We start from the raw sequence: 19,190 nt of genomic DNA, 5'->3' as shown, positions 1-19,190 counted from the left end.
CTCGGAATATCGATGACGGCGCGTCGCGCCGCTAGTTGTTATCAAAGAGCGAAAGCCACGCGGCCGCCGCTCACCCCGGTTTGCGCCCCTGTGCGCGTTTGAACTTCGAAACTGTTTTCGTTGTTGCCTGCTTCGAGCGAACCCGCGATTTCGTCCGCGCGGCGCGCGAGGATCGACAGCAGCGTGTCACTCAGACCGTGGCTGTCTTCGCAGCAGCCTTGCAAATAGATGCGCGGCTGGAAATGCGCGGGCGTCGCGAGCATGTAGTCGCGCGCGACTTCGCATTGCTCGACGGGCTTGCCCAATGCGTCGGCGAGCGGGTCGAGCAGCGCGTGATGCGCATCGCGCCGATAGCCCGTTGCGAGCACCACGGCGTCAAAACGTTCGGCACGCGCATCGCCGCCCATCCCGTCGCGCAGACGCATGTCGATTTCATTGCCTTGCTCGCCTTGCACTTCACGCACCGATTCGATTGCGCAGTTGTTCAGCAGACGATGACGCGCCGTGCCGCTCACGTTTTGCACATACAGCAATTCATAGATCTGCTCGATCAGCGGACGGTCCACCACCGAGTAGTTGGTGTCGCGGAACGTATCGAGCAGCGAGCGGCGCGCGTCCTTGGGCTGCGAATAGATGAGATCGGTAAACGACGGGTTGAAGATTTCATTGACGAACGGGCTGTCGTCGGCGGGCTTCAGTGCGGGCGCGCGCATCACGAGCGTCGCGTCGACATGCGGGAAGCGACGCGTCAGATCGATGAACACTTCAGCTGCGCTCTGGCCGCCGCCGACGACAGCCACGCGACGCCGCGCCGTGCCGCCCATGCCATCGCCCATCACAGCGCCGATCGTCGTCAGATAGTTCGACGAGTGGATCACGGCGGCATCGCGCAAGGCCGCGAACGCGGCCGGGATCTGCGGCACGCCACCCATGCCGACAGACAACGCGCGCGTCAGCCGATGCCGCTCCTTGCCTTGCGCATCGCGCGAGTGCACACGCAAGTGCGTGACAGTGCGCGGATCGCTCTCGTCCGTGACGGGCTCGATCTGCGTGACCGATTCGCCGTAGTGCACCTGATCGTCGAATGCGCTCGCGACCCAGCGCAGATAGTCATGAAACTCGATCCGCGTCGGATAGAAGCTCTTCAGGTTGACGAAATCCTGCAGACGTCCACGCTCGAACAGATAGTTGATGAACGTGAAGCGGCTCTTCGGATCGCGCATCGTGACGAGATCCTTGAGGAAGGAAATCTGCATGCGGCTGTCGTCGAGCAGCATGCCGCGATGCCAGCCGAACTCCGGCTGCCGTTCGATGAAGCAGTGTGCGCCCGGCGCGCCGCCGTTCTCCGCGAGGCGCACGGCCAGCGCGAGATTCGACGGCCCGAAGCCGACGCCGATCAGATCGTGAATGTATTCTCGTTGACTCATGAAATGTCTCCCTTCTACCAGTGGCGACGAACGTTGTGCGTGTGACGGGAAGCGCAGTGGCGCATCACAGATGACGGCCATCGAAGAATGCTTCCCGAACCACGCGCATCAGCAACGCGCGTTTGTGCGGAAAATCGAAATGCGCGATTCTCGAAAAACCATGCTGCTTCAGGTAATCGATCATGCGAGCGTTATCGTGACGCGGCTCGCACACGACCGCCTGCGTGCGCGGATCGTCGAGAAAGAGGTAATGCACCAGCGACGGCAGCCATGCCGCCACACAGGCCGCGCCACGCCAGCGCGTATCGCCCACCAGCATGTGCAGACCGCGGTCGAAATCCGTCGATGCCGCGAACGGCGCAATGCGGTCCTCCTTGGCCCAATACGCTTCGAAGTAACCGAACGGCTCGCCGTCGAACGCGCCGATCAACGGATGCACATGGGGCGTCGACAGCACGCGTTCGAGGTACGCGCGATGCGCGTCGAGCGTGCCCGCCTCGCCCCAGAACGCATTGACGCGCGGCTCGTTCATCCACGCATGCAGCTGTTCGAGGTGCTGCGCGACGCAAGCCGTCTGCAGCGTGAAGCGATGCCCGAACTCCGGCACATCGCGCGCGTACACGACGCCGTCCGCATAAGGCGCGCGCCGCGGATGCCGGGCGCCGTCCGTCATCGCAAAAGACAGCGCCGCGTGCGGTGTCGAGGCATCGCGCGAGAGCCACAAATCGGGCTGCTGCGCCCACGCGTCGCGCATGCATAGGTTCTGCGCCGTCAGCACGCCGCTGTGACGCAGCGAGTCGAACGCATCGCGATGCAGCTTGTCGATATCGAGCGCGATCGACTTGCTGTCACCCGCGACTCCAAACGCCGCGCCGAATGCCGCCAGTACCGCGCGGCGTTGCCCGAGCGGCGAAATCCCCTTGCACCATTCGACGATGCGCAGGCCCTTTTCGCGCGTCCAACGCGCGTGCAGAACGATGCCTTCGGCGCGGCCGTCTTCGGCCACCGTGATCGCGTCGCCTTCGAGATACGCCGCCAGCGACGGCTGTTTGAACGTGTTCATGTCACTCCGTATGAAATCAGCGTGCATCGCGCACCTCGGTAGCGGTTTCGCGTGCGTCCTGTGCGACGCTCGCGTCGAGTCGCAGCGACAGCGCGTGAGCCACGCGCGTTAGCGTCTGATGGACGAACACGTCGTCGATCGCGATCGCGTAGCCCGCCGCACCAGCCGCATCGACGAAGCGCACGACGTCGAATGACGTTGCGCCTGCTTCGAACAGGTTGTCGTCGTAATCGGGCGCGTCGACGTCGAAGGTATTGGCCCAGATGCGTGCGAGCGCATGCGTGAGCCGTTCGGCACGCGGCGAAGGATCGACGCGCGCGTGATGCGCTGGTGTCGGCGCAGGAATCGACATCTCGCCCGGAATGACAATCGCTTCTTCCGGCGCGTCAATAAAGCGCGTGACGACGGCCAGATAATCGGCACACAAACGCGCGACGAACTCGCCATCTACCAGTTCGCGTCCATACGAGAACGCACCCGTCACACGGCCATCCGGATGCTCGACGATATCGAGTTCGAGATCGAACACCACGCGATGACGCACGTCGTTGAACTCATCCACTTCGACGCCGCGCCACTGATGCGCACCGCCTGGCGCAGGCCGCAGATAGTTGAACATCACCTGGAAGAGCGGATTGCCGTTCGCGGTGCGCGACGCACGCATACTGTCGACGACCTGCGCGAACGGTACGGCGACGTGCGCGTACGCGCCCAGCGCCGCTTCGCGCACGGCGGCAATCACTTCGCGCGGCGATCCCGCTTCGCGCATCGCCGTGCGCACCACGACAGCGTTGATGAAGAGACCGATCACGTCGTCGGTGCCGGCATCGCGTGTCGATGCGAGTACGCCGACCGCCTGATCGAGCGCGCCCGTCTGACGTGCGAGCGCGACGTTCAGCACCGCGTGCAACAGCATCGGCAGCGTGGCGTGCGAGGACATCGCCAGCGCCTTCGCGCGTTCGACCGTACGCGCGTCGAACGCGAACGCGATGCGTCCCGCGCTCCATTCAGGTGAAACGGGACGCTCGCCCGCAGGCTGCGGCAAACGCATCGACGGTACGTCGCGCAATGCGTCGCGCCAGTACTTCAGGTCGGCGTGCCTCGGCTTCGTGCGGGAGGCGAACACGGGTTTCATCGGCGACGCGCTGGACGGCTCGCCTGTCGCGGATGCCGCATAAGTACGCTGCACGTCGCCCAGCCACACGTCGATCGAATGACCATCGGCAACGATGTGATGGATCACGACCGACAGCACATGATCCTCATCGCCGAGGCGAATCAGGCGCGCGCGCCACAGCGGCGCCTTGGCGAGATCGAACGGCGCGAGTGCGTCTTCATCTGTTAGCCGCGTCGCCGCCGCTATACGTTCATCCGTCGAAGCAAGCGCTCGCAGATCGACGACGGGCAGCGTCACGCGACGATGCGCGTCGATCACCTGACGCGGTTCAGCTGCGCCCTTCGGCGATACCAGACGTGCGCGCAACGCAGGGTGCTTATGCGCTGCGCGATCGAACGCGCTTTCCAGCGCGGTCACATCCACAGCGCCATGCAGGCGCAGCGCGACGGGAATGTTGTATGCCGCGCTTTCCGGCTGCGCGCGCCACAGAAACCACAGCGCGCGTTGCGCATCGCTCAGCGCAAGGTCGGTTGCCTCCTTCGCTTCCGGCTCATGACGCACGCTCTCGCGCGTCCCGACGCGCGGCGATTCGGCCACACGCTGTGCGTACGCGGCGAGCGTCGGCGCTTCGAACAGCGTGCGAACGGGCACGTCGTGCGCGAGCCGTTCGCTGACGCGCGTCGCCACGCTCACGGCCGCCAGCGAATGGCCGCCCAGTTCGAAGAAGTGATCGGCACGGCCCACGCGCTCGACGCGCAGCACTTCGCACCAGATCGCCGCGAGCGCCGTTTCGATGCCCGCTGCGGGCGCATCGAATACGCGCTCGACGCGCACCGGCTCCGGCAACGCCGCGCGGTCGATCTTGCGGTTCGCGTTGCGCGGCAGCGCATCGAGCACGACGAGATGCGGCGGCACCATATAGTCGGGCAGCGCGCGGCGCAAATGCGCTGCGAGCACATCGCCATCGATCCGTGCATTGCGCTTGCGTGCCTCGTCGCTGAGCTCGACATAGGCCGCGAGCGCCGCATCCGCGCCAGTTCCGCGTACCACGGCCACCGCATCGCGCACATCGTCGTGCGCCATCAGGCGCGCTTCGATCTCGCCAAGCTCGATACGCAATCCGCGCACCTTCACTTGATGATCGATACGGCCGACAAACTCCAGCACGCCGTTGGTACGCCGCCGCACCAGATCGCCCGTTCGATACAGCCGCGCACCCGGCGGCCCGAACGGATCGGGCACGAAGCGCTCGGCCGTCAGCGCGGCGCGCGCGTGATAGCCACGTGCGACGCCCGTGCCGCCCAGATACAGTTCGCCCGTCACGCCTGTCGGCAACGGCCGCAGACTCGCATCGAGCACATGCGCGGTGCGCTCGCCGACGGGCGTGCCGATGGGCAGATACGCGGCATCGGCGATATCGCTCGCGTCCTCGTGCGCCTCGATCATCCACAGCAACGGCGTAATCACCGTCTCCGTCGGACCATAGCCGTTCACGACGCGTACATCAGGGAACGCCTGCCGCAGCGCGGTGAAGGCTTCGCGCGAGGTCGCCTCGCCACCGACCGTGAGCGAGCGCAGCGAACGCGGCGCGCCATGCGCGCGCGCCCATTCGGCCATTTGCAGCGCGTAGCTCGGCGGGAATGCGGCAATCGTGATCCGTTCATTCGCGATCGTTTCGCAGGTTTGCGCGGGTGGCCACAATGCATCGTCGGTGATGCGGATGTCGACGCCCGCCGTCAGCGGTGCGAGCCAGCATTCATGCGCGCCGTCGAAGTTGATCGACATGAAGTGCAGCACGCGATCCTTCTCACGCATGCCGTAGCGCGCGGCAATCGCCGCGCAGTGCATTGCGATCGAAGCGTGATCGACCACGACGCCCTTCGGCTTGCCCGTCGAGCCCGAGGTGTAGATCAGATACGCGGCCTGCGTCGGTGCAATGGCCGGTTCGTGCCAGGCGACTTCGTCTTGCACCGCTTCGTCTTCCGCGTCGATCAGCCATAGGCGCGTGCCGTGCCGCAGCGGAAGCTTCGGCACATGGCGCCGCTCGGTGACGACATGTCCGATCGACGCGTCGTCGACGATATGCGCAAGGCGCTCGCGCGGATGCGTCGGGTCGAGCGGCACGAACGCGCCACCCGACTTGAGAATAGCGAGCAGCCCGACGAACAGATCCGTCGAGCGCCCGACCGCGATGCCGACCCGCGTTTCCGCGCCGACACCCGCCGCCATCATCCGCGCCGCGAGCCGCGCGGCGCGCGCATCGAGTTGCGCGCGCGTGAGCGTCGTGCGCGCGTCCGTCACCGCGCTGACGTCGGGCTTGTTCTGCGCATGCTGCGCGAGCGTCACATGCACGGGGACGAACGGCGCGTCCGCGCGTTCGTACGCATTCCACGCATCCAGCTGCGCGCGCTCGTCGTGTGTCAGCCATTCGAGGTCGCCGCCGGGCGCATGCGACGACGCCAGCGCGCTGTCGAGCAGCTGTGCGTACTCGCCCGCCATCCGCTGCACGGCGGGGGCGTCGAACAGATCGGTCGAGTAGACGAAGGCGGCATCGAGCGCGCCGTCTTCGCGCTCCTCGAAGCCGAGTGTCAGATCGAACTTCGCATACGGCGCGCCGAACGGAAGATCGGTCACGCGCACGTCGTCGAACGCGGGCAATGCGCGGCGCGCCGCGTACGACGCCATCACCTGGAACAGCGGATGATGACTCGCGCTGCGCGGCACGCCGAGTGCTTCGACGACCTGCTCGAACGGCACGTCCTGATTCGATTGACCATCGACGAGCGCGCGCTGCACGTTGTCGATCAACGCGTCGAACGGCTTGCGCATATCGACGCGCGCGGCCACCGCGAGCGTATTGACGAAGAAGCCGATCAGCCCCGCCGTTTCCGCGCGCTCACGATTCGCGGCAGGCACGCCGATCTGCACATGCGGCTCGCCGCTCGCCCGCGCGAGCAACGCATGCAAGGCCGCAAGCAGCACCGCGAAGGGCGTCGCGCGACGCGCTTGGGCGAGCGCGCGCACCCGTTGTGCCGTCGCGGCATCGACGGTGAAGTAATGTCGGCCACCGCGCGCGCTGCGTTGCATCGGGCGTGCGCGGCTGCCGGGCAATGCGATCACGCCCGCATCCGCTCGCACCTGCTCGCGCCAGAATTGCAGCTGACGCTCGGCCTCGCCCGCATCGAGCCAGCGGCGCTGCCACAGCGAAAAATCCGCGTATTGAACGGGCAGCGGTGCGAGCGCAACCGTTTCACCGTTGGCATAAGCGCGATAGAACGCGGCCAGTTCGTCGAGCAGCACGTCGATCGACCAGCCGTCGGAGACGATGTGGTGCATCGTCAGCACGAGCCAGTGGGTCGAGTCGTCGAGCGCGATCAGATGCACGCGCACGAGTGAGTCCTGCGCCAGATCGAACGGCTGATCTTCGTCTTTCGCCGCCACATCCGCGGCGATGCGTTCGCGCTCTTCCTTCGCCGCGCGCGACAGATCGGTGAAGCGCCACGGGCACCGCGCAGGCGCTTGCACGACCTGCTCGACGCCGCCATCCGCGGATTCGGCAAAGGTGGTGCGCAGCGCTTCATGACGCGCAATCAGCGCATCGAATGCGTGCCGCAGCACCGCGCGATTCAATTCGCCGTCGAGCCTCAGCCGGCTAGTGACGTGATACGCCGCCGGCTCGTCGATCATCCGCGCGTGCAGCCACAGCCGCGTCTGCGCGAACGAGGCGGGCACGGCGGACGAACGGTCCGCGCGCGTGGGAATCGGCAATACGCGAAAGTCGATGCCCGCTTCACCGAGCTTCGTGATGAACAGCTTGCGCTGCGCATCCGGCAATTGCGCGAAACGCGCGGCGAGCGCCAGCAGGTCGGGTTTGGCTGTCATTCGATCATTCCTTATTGCGCTTCGAGTTCGCCGAGCAGCGCATCGATGGCCCGCGCTGCGTCGTCGAGTGAGTGAGCGCCGCGCGCTTCGAGCGCCGCATCGATGGCGGCCGCGCAGCGCGACAGCGTGCGGGCCTCGAACAGCGTGCGCAGCGGCAGCGCGAGCGACCAGTGCAGATTGATTTGCGCGTTCGCCTGCGTCGCGAGCAGCGAATGTCCGCCCAGCGCGAAGAAGTCGGCGTCGCGACCGATCGCGTGGCTCGCGTCGATGCGCAGCACGCGCGTCCAGATCGCGGCGAGTTCGCGCTCGGTATCGGTCTGCGGTTCGGCCACTTCTGCCGTTTGCAGCGACGGCGCGGGCAACGCGTTGCGGTCGCACTTGCCGTTCGGCGTGACAGGCAACGCGTCGAGTTCGATCACATGAGCGGGCACCATGTAAGCAGGCAACTGCGCGCTCAACGCCGCGAACAGCGCGGCCTGATCGAATGCTTCTTCGGCGCGTCGCGCGACATAGCCGATCAACTGCTCGTCACGCACGATCACGACGGCGTCATGCACGCCAGGCGCCGCGCGCAATAGCGCTTCGATCTCGCCCGGTTCGATACGCAGGCCGCGCAATTTGACCTGCTGATCGGCACGGCCGAGATAGTCGAGCACGCCATCCGCGCGGCGGCACACGAGATCGCCCGTGCGATAGAGACGCGCGCCCGGCGTGAACGGATCGGGGATGAAGCGTTCGGCCGTCAGCGCGGCGCGCCCGAGATAACCGCGCGCCAGCCCGACGCCGCCCAGATACAGTTCGCCGATTGCGCCCGCCGGCAACGGATGCAGCGACGCATCGAGCGCATGCAGTTGAATGTTTGCAATCGGCTTGCCGATGGGGACCGCGACGGCCCGCGCGTCGGCCTCCGTGCAAGTCCAGTGGGATACGTCGATTGCGGCTTCCGTCGGGCCGTACAGGTTGTGCAATTGCGCTTGCGGAAGCAGCGCACGCGCGCGCGCCACGAGTTCGGGCGACAGCGCCTCGCCGCTCGCCACGATGCGCGCGATGCTCGCGCAATGCGCTGCGGCACCGAAGTCCTTCAGATAGCCGAGGAACGCGCCAAGCATCGACGGCACGAAATGCAGCGTCGTTACGCCAAATGTGGCGATGGCGGACGCGAGACGCGCGGGGTCGCGATGATCGCCAGGTGCGGCGACGGCGAGCGTCGCGCCCACCGACAGCGGCCACACGAACTCCCACACGGAAACGTCGAAGCCGAACGGCGTCTTGTGCAGCACGACGTCCTGCGGCGTCAGCCGGTACGCCTCCTGCATCCACGCAATGCGATTCGCCAGCGCGCGATGCGTGTTGCCCGCACCCTTCGGCTTGCCCGTCGAACCCGATGTGTAGATGAGGTACGCAAGCTGATCTGGCTCGACAGCGATGGGCCTGTCGAGCACGGCGTTCGCATCGAGTTCTTCGACGCACAGCAGGCACGCGCTGTCGCTGCGGATCGCATCGGCCACGCGCGCATGCAGCGTCCGTTGAGTCAGCACGACGGCGGGCCGCGCATCGTCGAGCAGATAGGCGATGCGATCGGCGGGATAGTCGGGATCGACGGGCAGATACGCTGCACCCGCCTTCAACACGCCGAACAGCGCAACCACCATGTCGACAGACCGCTCGACGCACAGCGCAACCACACTGTCCGCCGTGACGCCTGCCTTCAGCAACGCAGCAGCCACGCGGTTCGCGCGATCATCGAGTTCGGCATACGTGACACGGGTGCGGTTTCCTTTGGCGTCGATGAAGTCCAGCGCGATTGCGTCCGGCGTCGCGGCCGCATGGCCTTCGAACTGGCGATGAAGCGGCAGGCATTGTTCATCGCGCCATGTCCGCGCGGTTTCGTTGAAGCGCGTGAGTTGCGCACAATCTTCCCGTGTCGCGATCGACACGCTGCCGAGCAACGCATGCGGATCAGCGATGAACGCTTCGACACATGCATTGAACGCGCGATGCAGCGTCTGCACGCGCGCTTCATCGATACGCGCCGTGTCGTAGCCGTAGTCGATCGTCAGCGTGTCGCCCGCCTGCACGACCAGCGTGACGGCCAGATCGGTCGATTCGACGCTGCGAATGTCCGACAGGCGCAGCGCGCGCTCGTCGTTCGCCGACCAGGCGGGATCGACGGGATAGTTCTCGAACACCACCAGCGTGTCGAACATCGCGCCGCCGCCCTGTCCCGCCCAACGCTGGATGTCGAAGAGCGGCGTGTGCGCGTGCTCGGCATTCGCCGCGTTGTCGCGCTGCAGGTCCGCGAGCCAGTCGGCGATGCGCCGCTGCGGCGCGGGCGTCGCAATGACGGGCAATGTGTTGATGAACAGCCCGAGTACGCTGTCGACGTCGGGCAGTGCGTCGGGCCGGCCCGCGACCGTCGCGCCGAATGCGACCGTCGCGTGATGGGTCATGCGCTGCAAGGCAAGCGCCCACGCGCCCTGCACCAGCGTATTCACCGTCAGCCTGAGGCTGCGCGCGAGCGCCGTCAGCTTAGCGGTTGTGGCAGCATCGAGTTGCGCGCGCCAGACGTCGTTGGGTGCGGCGGCAGCATGTTCCGGCGACGCGTTCGGCGCAACCAGCGTCGGCTCGTCGAAGCGTGCGAGGCGTTCGAGCCAGAAAACCTTGTCGGCGTCGTGATCGCGCGCATCGAGCCACGCGATGAAGTCGCGATAGCGCAAGCGCGCCGCCTGGCCGAACGACAACGCGCGGCGCTCGCTCATGTAATCGCGCAATACGTCGGCGAACATGCGCGCCGTGCTCCAGCCGTCGAGCAGCAAGTGATGGCGCGTCCACACGAGGCGCCATTCGTCGTCGGTGAGGCGAACCAGCGTCACGCGCATCAGCGGCGCTTGCGACAGATCGAAGCCTTGCGCTCGATCTTCCGTGAGCCATTGCTCGAAGTTCGCGTCCCGCGTATCGCGGCCACGCCAGTCGAGCACGGCGAATGGCAGCTTCGCCTGGCGATGCACGATCTGCAACGGCACGTCGGCGTCATGCCAGAAGCTCGTGCGCAAGATGTCGTGTTGCGGCACGACGCGATGGAACGCATCCGTCACGCGCGCGATATCCGGCGACGTCAGCGTCGCGACGAGTTGATTGACATACGTGGTGCGATCGGGCGCGTACAGCGAGTGGAACAGAATGCCCTGCTGCATCGGCGACAGCGGATAGATGTCGTCGACCGTGCGCAAGTCCAGTTCGAGGCGCTCGAGCATCGGCTGCGAGAGACCCGCGCGCTGCGCCAGCGGAAAGTCGGCAGGCGTGGCGCTCGCGCCGCGTTTCGACACACGTTCGATGCAGCGCGCCGCGATCTCGCGCAACGTGGTTTCGAACGCGCGCGCGAGTTTTTCGACCGTGCCGGCCTCGAACATCGCCGCGCTATAGACCCAATGCACGTTGAGCTTGCGCGCGCCGTCGATATGCGCGTGAATCGCCAGTGCATTCGACATCGGTCCGGCCGGATCGCGCTCGCAGCCCGCGCCGCCAAAGCGTGCGCTCAGCGCGCGCTCGGTGGACGCGTCGCCGAACTGGCCAAGGTAGTTGAATGTCACGCGCGGACGCGGCAGCGCGGCAAGCGTCGCGCGCGTCGCGTCATCGGCGAGATAGCGCAGCGCGCCGAAGCCGACTCCCTTGTTCGGCACCGCGCGCAATGCGTCCTTGACCGCCGTGAGCGTGTCGGCGCTCGATGCACCGATGGGCAGCGCGACGGGATAGTGGCTCGTCAGCCAGCCGATCGAGCGGCTCGCGTCAAAGTCTTCGAACAGCGCTTCGCGTCCGTGGCCTTCGAGTTCGATCAGCAGCGAATCCGTTTCGACGCTTGTGCCCAAAGTGTGAGCGAGCGCGGCGACGAGCAGGTCGATGGTCTGCGTGCGCCATGCGGCGTTCGCATCCGTAAGCAGTGTCTGCGTGAGCGCGGCGTCGATTGTCCATTCCACTGTGCACGCGTCGGCATTGGTCGCCGTGCCTTGCGGATCGTCGAACGGCAAATCCGCGCTCGCGTGCTGCATCGAGGTCCAGTACGGCAGTTCCTTGCTGAAAAGCGCCGCCGCATGGCTGGCGAGGCGCTGCGCCCAGTCCGGCGCATGCGCGCCTTGCGCTGCGAGCCTGATGGTGCGCCGCTCGCGTGCCGCGACGTAGGCGGCGTCGAGGTCTTCGAGCAGCACGCGCCACGACACGCCATCGACGATCAGATGGTGAACCGCCATCCACACGCGCGGCGTGCCATCGGGCAACATCGCGACGAGCGCGCCCGCAAGCGGACCCCGCGCGAGGTTGAAGCTGCGCTGCAGATCGTCGAATTGCGCGAGCGCATCGTGTTCGTCGCGCGCTTCAATAGCGACGAGGGGCAACGTGTCGAACGGCTTGTCGGCATAGCGCGCGCCCCACGAAGAAGAGGCGTCTTGCGTGAAGCGCAAACGGAATGCGTCGTGATGTGCGAGCACTGCGGCGAACGCCTGCGCGAATGCGTCGAGATCGAAGCGCCCGGCCGCATGCAATTCGATGGCCTGATTCCAGTGGTGGCGCGCGGGAATCGTCAACTCGAAAAAGCGGCGCTGCGCAGGCGTCAACGCAACATGCGATGCATCGGGTTCAGAAACAGCGCGCGTTTGCGCTTTCGGCTCGGCGACGGTAACGGCTTGCGCAACTTGCGCCAGTTGCGCGACGGTCGGTTTGTCGAACAGTTGTTTCGGGGTAAAGCGCACGCCGCGTTTGCGCGAACGCGCGATTACCTGCAACGCGAGGATCGAATCGCCGCCCAGTTCGAAGAAGTTGTCGTCGCGGCCCACGCGTTCCGCGCGCAGCACTTCTTTCCATACGTCCGCGAGAATGTGCTCCGCGCCTTCGAGCGGCGCTTCGCTCGCCGATTGCGCGACGGGCTGTTGCGCAAGCTCGCGCAACTTCGCGCGGTCGATCTTGCCGTTCGGCGTGACGGGGAAGGCGTCGCACAGCGTCACCGTCGTGGGAACCATGTAATCGGGCAGTCGCGCGGCGAGTTGCGCGCGTAGCGACGCTTCGTCGCCCGCACCTTGCACGACGACAAACGACGCGAGACGCGCACGGCCGTCTTCATGGATGGCCAGCGTTTCCGCCTGCCTGATGCCGTCGAGCGCGCGCAACGTCGCACTCACTTCGCCGGGCTCGACGCGATAGCCGCGAATTTTCACCTGATCGTCGAGACGGCCCAGATAGTCGATCGCGCCGTCCGCGCGCAAACGCACGCGGTCGCCTGTCCGATACATGCGCGCACCGCTTGCATCGGGCACGAAACGCTCCGCAGTCGCGGCGGCGCGGCCCAGATAGCCGCGCGCAACGCCCGGCCCGCCCAGATACAGTTCGCCGATTCCGCCCACGGGAACGGGCGCGCCGTTCGCATCGAGCACGCACGCGCGCGCGTTCGGCAGCGGACGCCCGGTAGGCACGCCTGCCGATGCGCTCGCATCGTTCAGATTCGCGCTCGCGTCGAACGTGAGCGCGCCGACGGTCGCTTCCGTCGGGCCATAGTGATTGATCACACGGCACGCGGGCCGCAACGACGTGATCCGTTCGACCAGCGCCCACGGCAGCGGCTCGCCGCCCAGCACCAGCGCGTGCGACGGCAGTACGTCGGCGGGTTGCTGCGCGTCGAGCAGCGCATGCAAATGGCTCGGCACGATCTTCAGCACGCCGACGTCACGTTCGCGCATCGTCGCGGCGAAGCGGTCGGGATCGAACGCTGCTTCTTTCGGCAGCAGATGCAGCGTACGACCCGAACATAATGCGCCGAACAGCGTCGTATGGCCGAGATCGGCGGCAACCGTCGATACCATCGCCATGCTCGCGCCGGGCGCGAACTTCAGTTCGTCGAGCATGCCCTGCACGTAGTCGGCAAGCGCGCGATGCGAGACGACAACGCCCTTCGGCGTGCCCGTCGAACCCGACGTGTAGATCAGGTAAGCGGCCTGTTCGGGTGCAATCGAAACGTGTGCGGCGTCGCCGTGTGTGCCGATCAATGCATCGAGCGACAGAACGGTGGCTTTGCTGTCTATCTGCGGCGCGTTGGCGGCCACGATCACGCAGCGTGCGTCACATGCTGCAACTGAAGCTTCAATACGCTCGCGTGGCGCAACGGGATCGAGCGGCACGGCCATCGCGCCCGCTTTCAATATGGCGAGCAGTGCGACGACGAAATCGACCGAGCGGTCGATGCACAGCGCAACAGCCCGTTCCGCGCCCGCGCCGTGTGCGATCAACGCGCGCGCGGCACGCGACGAAACGCGGTCGAGTTCTTCGAAGCTCAGTTGCCGCTGCGCGTCCGTGACGGCGATCTGCCTGGGCGTGGCGTTCGCGTGATGGGTGAAGGCCGCCACGACATCGGCGAATTCGAAGGTCTGCGCGCGGCCTTGAAGCAGGTTGCTGCGCGACTCGCCACAAGCAAGCGCGCAAACAGCGAGCGCAGGATTCGCCACGCTATCCGTCAGGAGCGCAGCGAAACTATCGAGCCATGCCTGCGCGGTCGCATCGTCGATGCAATCCGTGGCCCACGCGGCGACCAGTTCGATACCGCGCGCGTCGTCAGTGAAGTCCAGCGCGAAGTCGAAGCGTGCCGCGTTGTCGGGGCCGGGCGTCAACGTTGCAACAGCACCCGGCAACGCGACGGGGTCGTCGAACACGAACTGCTGCGCGAACTTCACACGCAGCCATTCTTCGCCGCGCCGCACGGGCGGCTTGACGGCATCGATCACCTGATCGAACGGGATGTCCTGGTTCGCGTATGCGCCTAGCGTCGTGTCGCGCACCTGGGCGAGCAACGCGTTGAACGGCGCGTTCGGTGAAACGTGTGCGCGCAACGCGACCGTGTTGATGAAAAGACCGAGCAGATTCGCCACTTCGGCGCGCTGACGATTGGCCACAGGCGCGGCAATCACGACATCCGTCGCGGCCGTCAGCCGATGCAGCCACGCATGCAACGCAGTCAGCAGCACGATGAATGTCGATGCGTGCGCGCTGCTTGCGAGTTCGCGCACAGCCGCCGATACATGCTGATCGAGCCGCCGCGAAGCGCGCTTGCCGACGAGCGTGCGCGCTGCGGGTACAGTGCGATCGACAGGCAATGCGAGCGGCGCGGGCGCGTCCTTCAATGCGTCGCGCCAATAGCCGAGTTGCCGCTCGCGTTCCGCGCCGTCGAGCCATTCGCGTTGCCATTGCGCAAAGTCGGCGTATTGCGCCGTGAGTACGGGCAGTGCAGCAGCACGGCTTTCCGACAGCGCGGCATAGCATTGCGCCAGTTCCGCGAACGCGCAACGCGACGACCAGCCGTCGCTGATCGCGTGATGTGCCGTCAGCATCAGGCAATGCTCATCATCAGCGAGCCTGACGAGCGATGCGCGCAGCAAGGGGCCGCGTTGCAGATCGAAAGGCCGCGTGGCGTGCTCGTCGGCGAGTTCGCTCGAGCGTGTCTTGCGGGACGCGAGCGCGACGCCGCGCAGATCGGTCTGATCGACGGGCACGGCGATCTGCGCATGAACGCGCTGCATCACGATACCGTTGTCGTCTTCGTGCAGCGTCGTGCGCCACGCTTCGTGACGCTCGATCACTTGCGCGAGCGCCTTGTCCAGCAACGCGTGATCGATCGAACCGCGAATGTGCCAGTGCGCAGCGATGTGATAAGCGTCGCCCGCGTCGCGCGTTTGGGCGAGCACCCAGAAACGCTGTTGCGCAAATGACGCGCGATGGTCCGCGTAATCCGCTGTCGTCTTGCTTCTCGCGGCCGCTTTCAATGGCAGCGGCTGCGTAGGCTCTTCGACTTCGCTCGCGTCGACGAGCGCCGCGAGTTCTTCGAGCGAACGATCGGCGAATAGCGCATCCAGCCGCAGATTCACGCGCAGTTCCGCGCGGATGGAGGCCTGCAGACGCATGATCGCGATCGAGTCGCCGCCGCGTGCAAGAAAGCGGTCGTCGAGGCCGACAGGCTCATCCCCGAGAATCGCCTGCCAGATCGCAGCGAGCTTGCGCGCCGTTTCGCCTTGCGGCTCGCGATACGACGCGACTGTCGATTGCGATGCAACGCGTGCGCGCAGCGATTCGCGATCGAGCTTGCCGTTCAGCGTGTAAGGCAGTATGTCGAGCAGCGCGAAACGATGCGGCTGCCAGGCTTCCGGCAAGTGCTGCGACAGATGCTCGCGTAATGCACTTTCAGCGACTGCGCTTTCGATCACGACACAAGCGGTCAACTGCACGCGCCCGGCCATCTGTTCGACCAGCACTGCCGCATCGCGCACGCCGGGATGCAAGCGCAGGCACTGCGCGATCTCGCGGGGTTCGACACGCACGCCACGAATCTGCACCTGATCGTCGATACGCCCCATGTAGTCATACGTGCCGTCCGCGCGCAGACGGGCGAGATCGCCCGTGCGATACACACGCGAGCCTGGCGCGCCGTCTGCATCGGGGATGAAGCGCTCGGCCGTTTGGGCCGCGCGTCCGTGATAGCCGCGCGCGAGGCATGCGCCGCCCAGCAACAGCTCGCCTGTCGAGCCATCGCCGGTCGGCGCGCCATCAGCCGATTCCGGCGTGCTCACGCGAGCCGTGCGCAACCCAATCGGCCGGCCGATAGGCAACGATGCGCATGACGGGTCATAAAACGGGCGGCTCGCATCGAGCGGCCACAGCATCGGCGAGATCACGGTCTCCGTCGGACCATAGCCGTTGATCAAACGCACGTTGCTAAACGTTTGCCGGATATCGGCGAAGACATCGCCCGGCATCGCTTCGCCGCCGAACGCGAGCACGCGCAATGCAGCGGGCACGCCGTGACGCTGCGCGGCTTGCGCGAATTCACGCAGATAGGCTGGCGGAAACGCGGCAATCGTCACGCGCTCCTGCTCGGCCAGCGCTCGCGCATCGTCGGGCGCGACGGTGCCGGGCGGCGTGATCGCGATGCTGGCGCCTGCCGCCAGCGGCGCAAGCCAATACTCGTGCGCGAGGTCGAAATTCACGGAAGCGAAATGCAGCACGCGGTCCGCGTCGGTCATCGGATAAGCGTCGATCACGGCATCGCAATGCGCGGCAAGCGGGCCATGCTCGACGACCACGGCTTTCGGCGTACCCGTCGAACCCGATGTGTAGATCATGTACGCGGCGGAGCGCGGATGCACCTGCGCATCGTCGAATGCAAGGGCGTGGGTGCTGTCGATTGCATCGACTTCGATGCAGTGTTCGAATCTGGCGCGCATCGTTGCGTCGGCGGCGCGCGTGACGATGCCATGCCGCAAACCCGCGTCGCGCGCCATCCAGTCGAGACGTTGCGCGGGATGACGCGGGTCGAGCGGCACGAACACGCCGCCCGCCTTCAGCACCGCGAGCAACGCGACGAACAGATCGCACGACCTGTCGATGCACACGCCCACCCGCACCTCCGCCCCCACGCCACGCGCGCGCAACACCGCCGCGACTTGCGACGCGCGAGCGTCGAGTTCGCCGCGCGACATGCGCACGGTATGCGGCGAAAACGCGGCGAGCGCGGGTGCGTTGGGCGCGCTGCGCGAGAGTTCGCGCAGGCGAAGATGCAAGGCAGTCGGAAAAGTCGTCATTCGTGTGAAGTCCTTCGGCAAGGCCGCTATACCGCTGCATCGGGGCACGGTTTGTCCCGGTCCCGATTTCAGCGGCTTCACACAGGTGACGAATCGCGCGAAAAAAAATTTACCCCTGCAGCGGAATAAATTCTGCGGAGTCCTTGCTTGCTCGCGTTCGCGCCCGTTTAACTAAAGTTTTGCGACGCCCAAACGTCTATTGGATGGATGACCCTTCATGCGCCTTGCGCACCTTCACTCTCACGCCCGCTTTCGATGACTGTTTCCAACGCACCGCCCGTGAATGGTTCGGATCGCCCGAACAAACCCGCTACCCGTCTGCTGTTGTCGCTATTGCGACGCTCGCGCGGCGCGCTTGCGCTCGCGCTGGTCGCGTGCATTGCGAATGGCGTGTCGAGCGTGCTGCTGGTCGCGACGCTCAACCGCGCTCTGAGCGCACCCGCCGCCGCCGATTTGCCGCTCGCGCTGCGCTTCGCCGCGTGCGCGCTGGTCGCGCTGATCGCACGCATTGTTTCGGGCGTGCTGTTCGCGGGACTTTCGCAGGACACGATGGGCCGCATGCGCGAGCACGTTTCCGCGCGTGTCGCGGCGGCGGAGTTGCGCGACGTCGAGCGTGTCGGCGCGGCGCCTGTGCAATCGATCCTCACCGACGACGCCACCAACGTGTCGATGCTGTTCTTCGCGCTGCCGAACATCGTCATGCATGGCTCGATCGTCGCGGGCTGCCTTGCGTATCTTGCGTGGCTGTCGTGGCCTGTTTGCGTGCTGGCGCTCAGCGCGATCGTGGTCGGCTCGCTCGGTTACCGGTTCGGCGACATTCGCGCGATTGCTTCGCTCGAAGCAGCGGGCAGCGCGCAAGACCGGCTGTTCGACTATCTCGGCTCGCTGTTCGCGGGGGCGAAGGAACTGAAGCTGCATCGCGAGCGCGCGCGGCAATTCGTCGACGGGCAACTGGGCGCCGCCATCAATGAAGTGCGCGACCACCGGCGCCGCGCGTTCGTGGCCTATGCGATCGGCGTGGGCTGGATCATCTTTCTGTTCTATGTGTTTCTCGGCGCGGCGACCTTCCTGCCGTCGATCGGCGTGCACGCCGATGCACAAGCGGCCGCCGGTTATGTGATTGTGTTTCTGTTCATGCTGGTGCCGCTCGATGGCCTGCTGAACAATCTGCCGACCGTCAACGCGGCGCGCGTGTCGCTTGAACGCATCGAGCGCGTGCTTGCCGAGTTCGAGGAGCCGCATGGCGCGGCGGTCTTGCCGGCGCCCGCTGTTGGCGCTCAGGCCGCGGCGTTCGGCACGCTCGCGCTGCGCGGCATTACGCATGCGTATTTTCACGAGCGCGACGAGCGCATGTTCCGTATCGGACCGATCGATCTGACCTTCAAGCCGGGCGAGCTGGTGTTTATCGTCGGCGGCAACGGCAGCGGCAAGACGACGCTCGCGAAGGTGCTGACGGGTCTATATGAGCCGGAAGGCGGCGTCATCGAAGTGGATGGCTCGGCTGTCACGCGGGATACGCGGCCCGCATACCGTGAGCGCTTCTCGACGGTGTTCAACGACTTCCATCTGTTCGACACGCTGCTCGGTATTGTCGATCCCGACGACAACGGTGGCGCGCGCGCCGCGGCCGATGCACGGGCTAATACGCTGATCGCCAGGCTTGCGCTTGATCATAAGGTTAGCGTTGAAAACGGTATGTTCTCGACTCGCGCGCTGTCGACCGGGCAGCGTAAGCGCCTTGCGCTCGTTGTTGCGTATCTGGAAGATCGGCCGTTCTATCTGTTCGATGAATGGGCGGCGGATCAGGACCCGTCGTTCAAGGCGGTGTTCTATGAGCAACTGTTGCCGGAGCTGCGCGGACGCGGTAAGACTGTTGTTGTGATTACGCATGATGATCGGTACTTTTCGCTTGCGGATCGCGTGTTGAAGTTGGATAACGGGGCCATCGTTAATGAAACGCGACGGGGGTCGCGGGAGGATGTTGGGGATGGCACGGGACGTGTGCCGTTCGTTCAGGTGGATGTGGGTTGAAGGTTTTGGTTTTGGTTTTGGTTTTGGTTTTGGTTTTGGTTTTGGTTTTGGTTTTGGTTTTG

At 65.7% G+C, this 19,190-nt stretch carries 5 protein-coding genes; 1 reads left to right on the top strand and 4 read right to left on the bottom strand.

All coding sequences use genetic code 11. The annotated features are described in order from the left end of the window. Positions 1 to 41: 41 nt before the first annotated feature. From KFO72_RS21685 to KFO72_RS21670, 4 genes are all read right to left on the bottom strand, one after another. Complete coding sequence (locus KFO72_RS21685; protein ID WP_225033005.1) at positions 42 to 1,427, bottom strand: lysine N(6)-hydroxylase/L-ornithine N(5)-oxygenase family protein; 1,386 nt, start codon at positions 1,425 to 1,427, stop codon at positions 42 to 44. 64 nt (positions 1,428 to 1,491) lie between these two features. Further along, positions 1,492 to 2,490 (bottom strand): GNAT family N-acetyltransferase, encoded by a 999-nt coding sequence (locus KFO72_RS21680; protein WP_225033004.1) that lies wholly within the window; start codon positions 2,488 to 2,490, stop codon positions 1,492 to 1,494. A gap of 16 nt (positions 2,491 to 2,506) precedes the next feature. Beyond that, complete coding sequence (locus KFO72_RS21675; RefSeq protein ID WP_225033003.1) at positions 2,507 to 7,489, bottom strand: non-ribosomal peptide synthetase; 4,983 nt, start codon at positions 7,487 to 7,489, stop codon at positions 2,507 to 2,509. Between the two features lie 11 nt (positions 7,490 to 7,500). Then, positions 7,501 to 17,097, bottom strand: a complete 9,597-nt coding sequence (locus KFO72_RS21670; protein WP_225033002.1) for a non-ribosomal peptide synthetase — start codon at positions 17,095 to 17,097, stop codon at positions 7,501 to 7,503. Between the two features lie 255 nt (positions 17,098 to 17,352). On the opposite strand from KFO72_RS21670, the gene KFO72_RS21665 reads away from it, so the two are divergent. Then, positions 17,353 to 19,128, top strand: coding sequence for a cyclic peptide export ABC transporter (locus KFO72_RS21665; RefSeq protein ID WP_225033001.1), 1,776 nt, complete (start codon positions 17,353 to 17,355; stop codon positions 19,126 to 19,128). Positions 19,129 to 19,190 lie beyond the last annotated feature (62 nt).

The sequence above is a fragment of the Paraburkholderia sp. XV genome (assembly GCF_020177535.1).
In the GTDB taxonomy this organism is placed as follows: Bacteria; Pseudomonadota; Gammaproteobacteria; order Burkholderiales; family Burkholderiaceae; genus Paraburkholderia; species Paraburkholderia caribensis.
The sequence above is the reverse complement of the archived record's forward strand: the minus strand, read 5'-3'. Positions and strand labels throughout refer to the sequence as shown.

Bases quoted from the DNA above. Each gene is read 5' to 3' on its own strand.
- KFO72_RS21680 (WP_225033004.1), bottom strand. From the start codon at position 2,490: ATGAACACGTTCAAACAGCCGTCGCTGGCGGCGTATCTCGAAGGCGAC.
- KFO72_RS21685 (WP_225033005.1), bottom strand. From the start codon at position 1,427: ATGAGTCAACGAGAATACATTCACGATCTGATCGGCGTCGGCTTCGGG.
- KFO72_RS21670 (WP_225033002.1), bottom strand. From the start codon at position 17,097: ATGACGACTTTTCCGACTGCCTTGCATCTTCGCCTGCGCGAACTCTCG.
- KFO72_RS21675 (WP_225033003.1), bottom strand. From the start codon at position 7,489: ATGACAGCCAAACCCGACCTGCTGGCGCTCGCCGCGCGTTTCGCGCAA.
- KFO72_RS21665 (WP_225033001.1), top strand. From the start codon at position 17,353: ATGACTGTTTCCAACGCACCGCCCGTGAATGGTTCGGATCGCCCGAAC.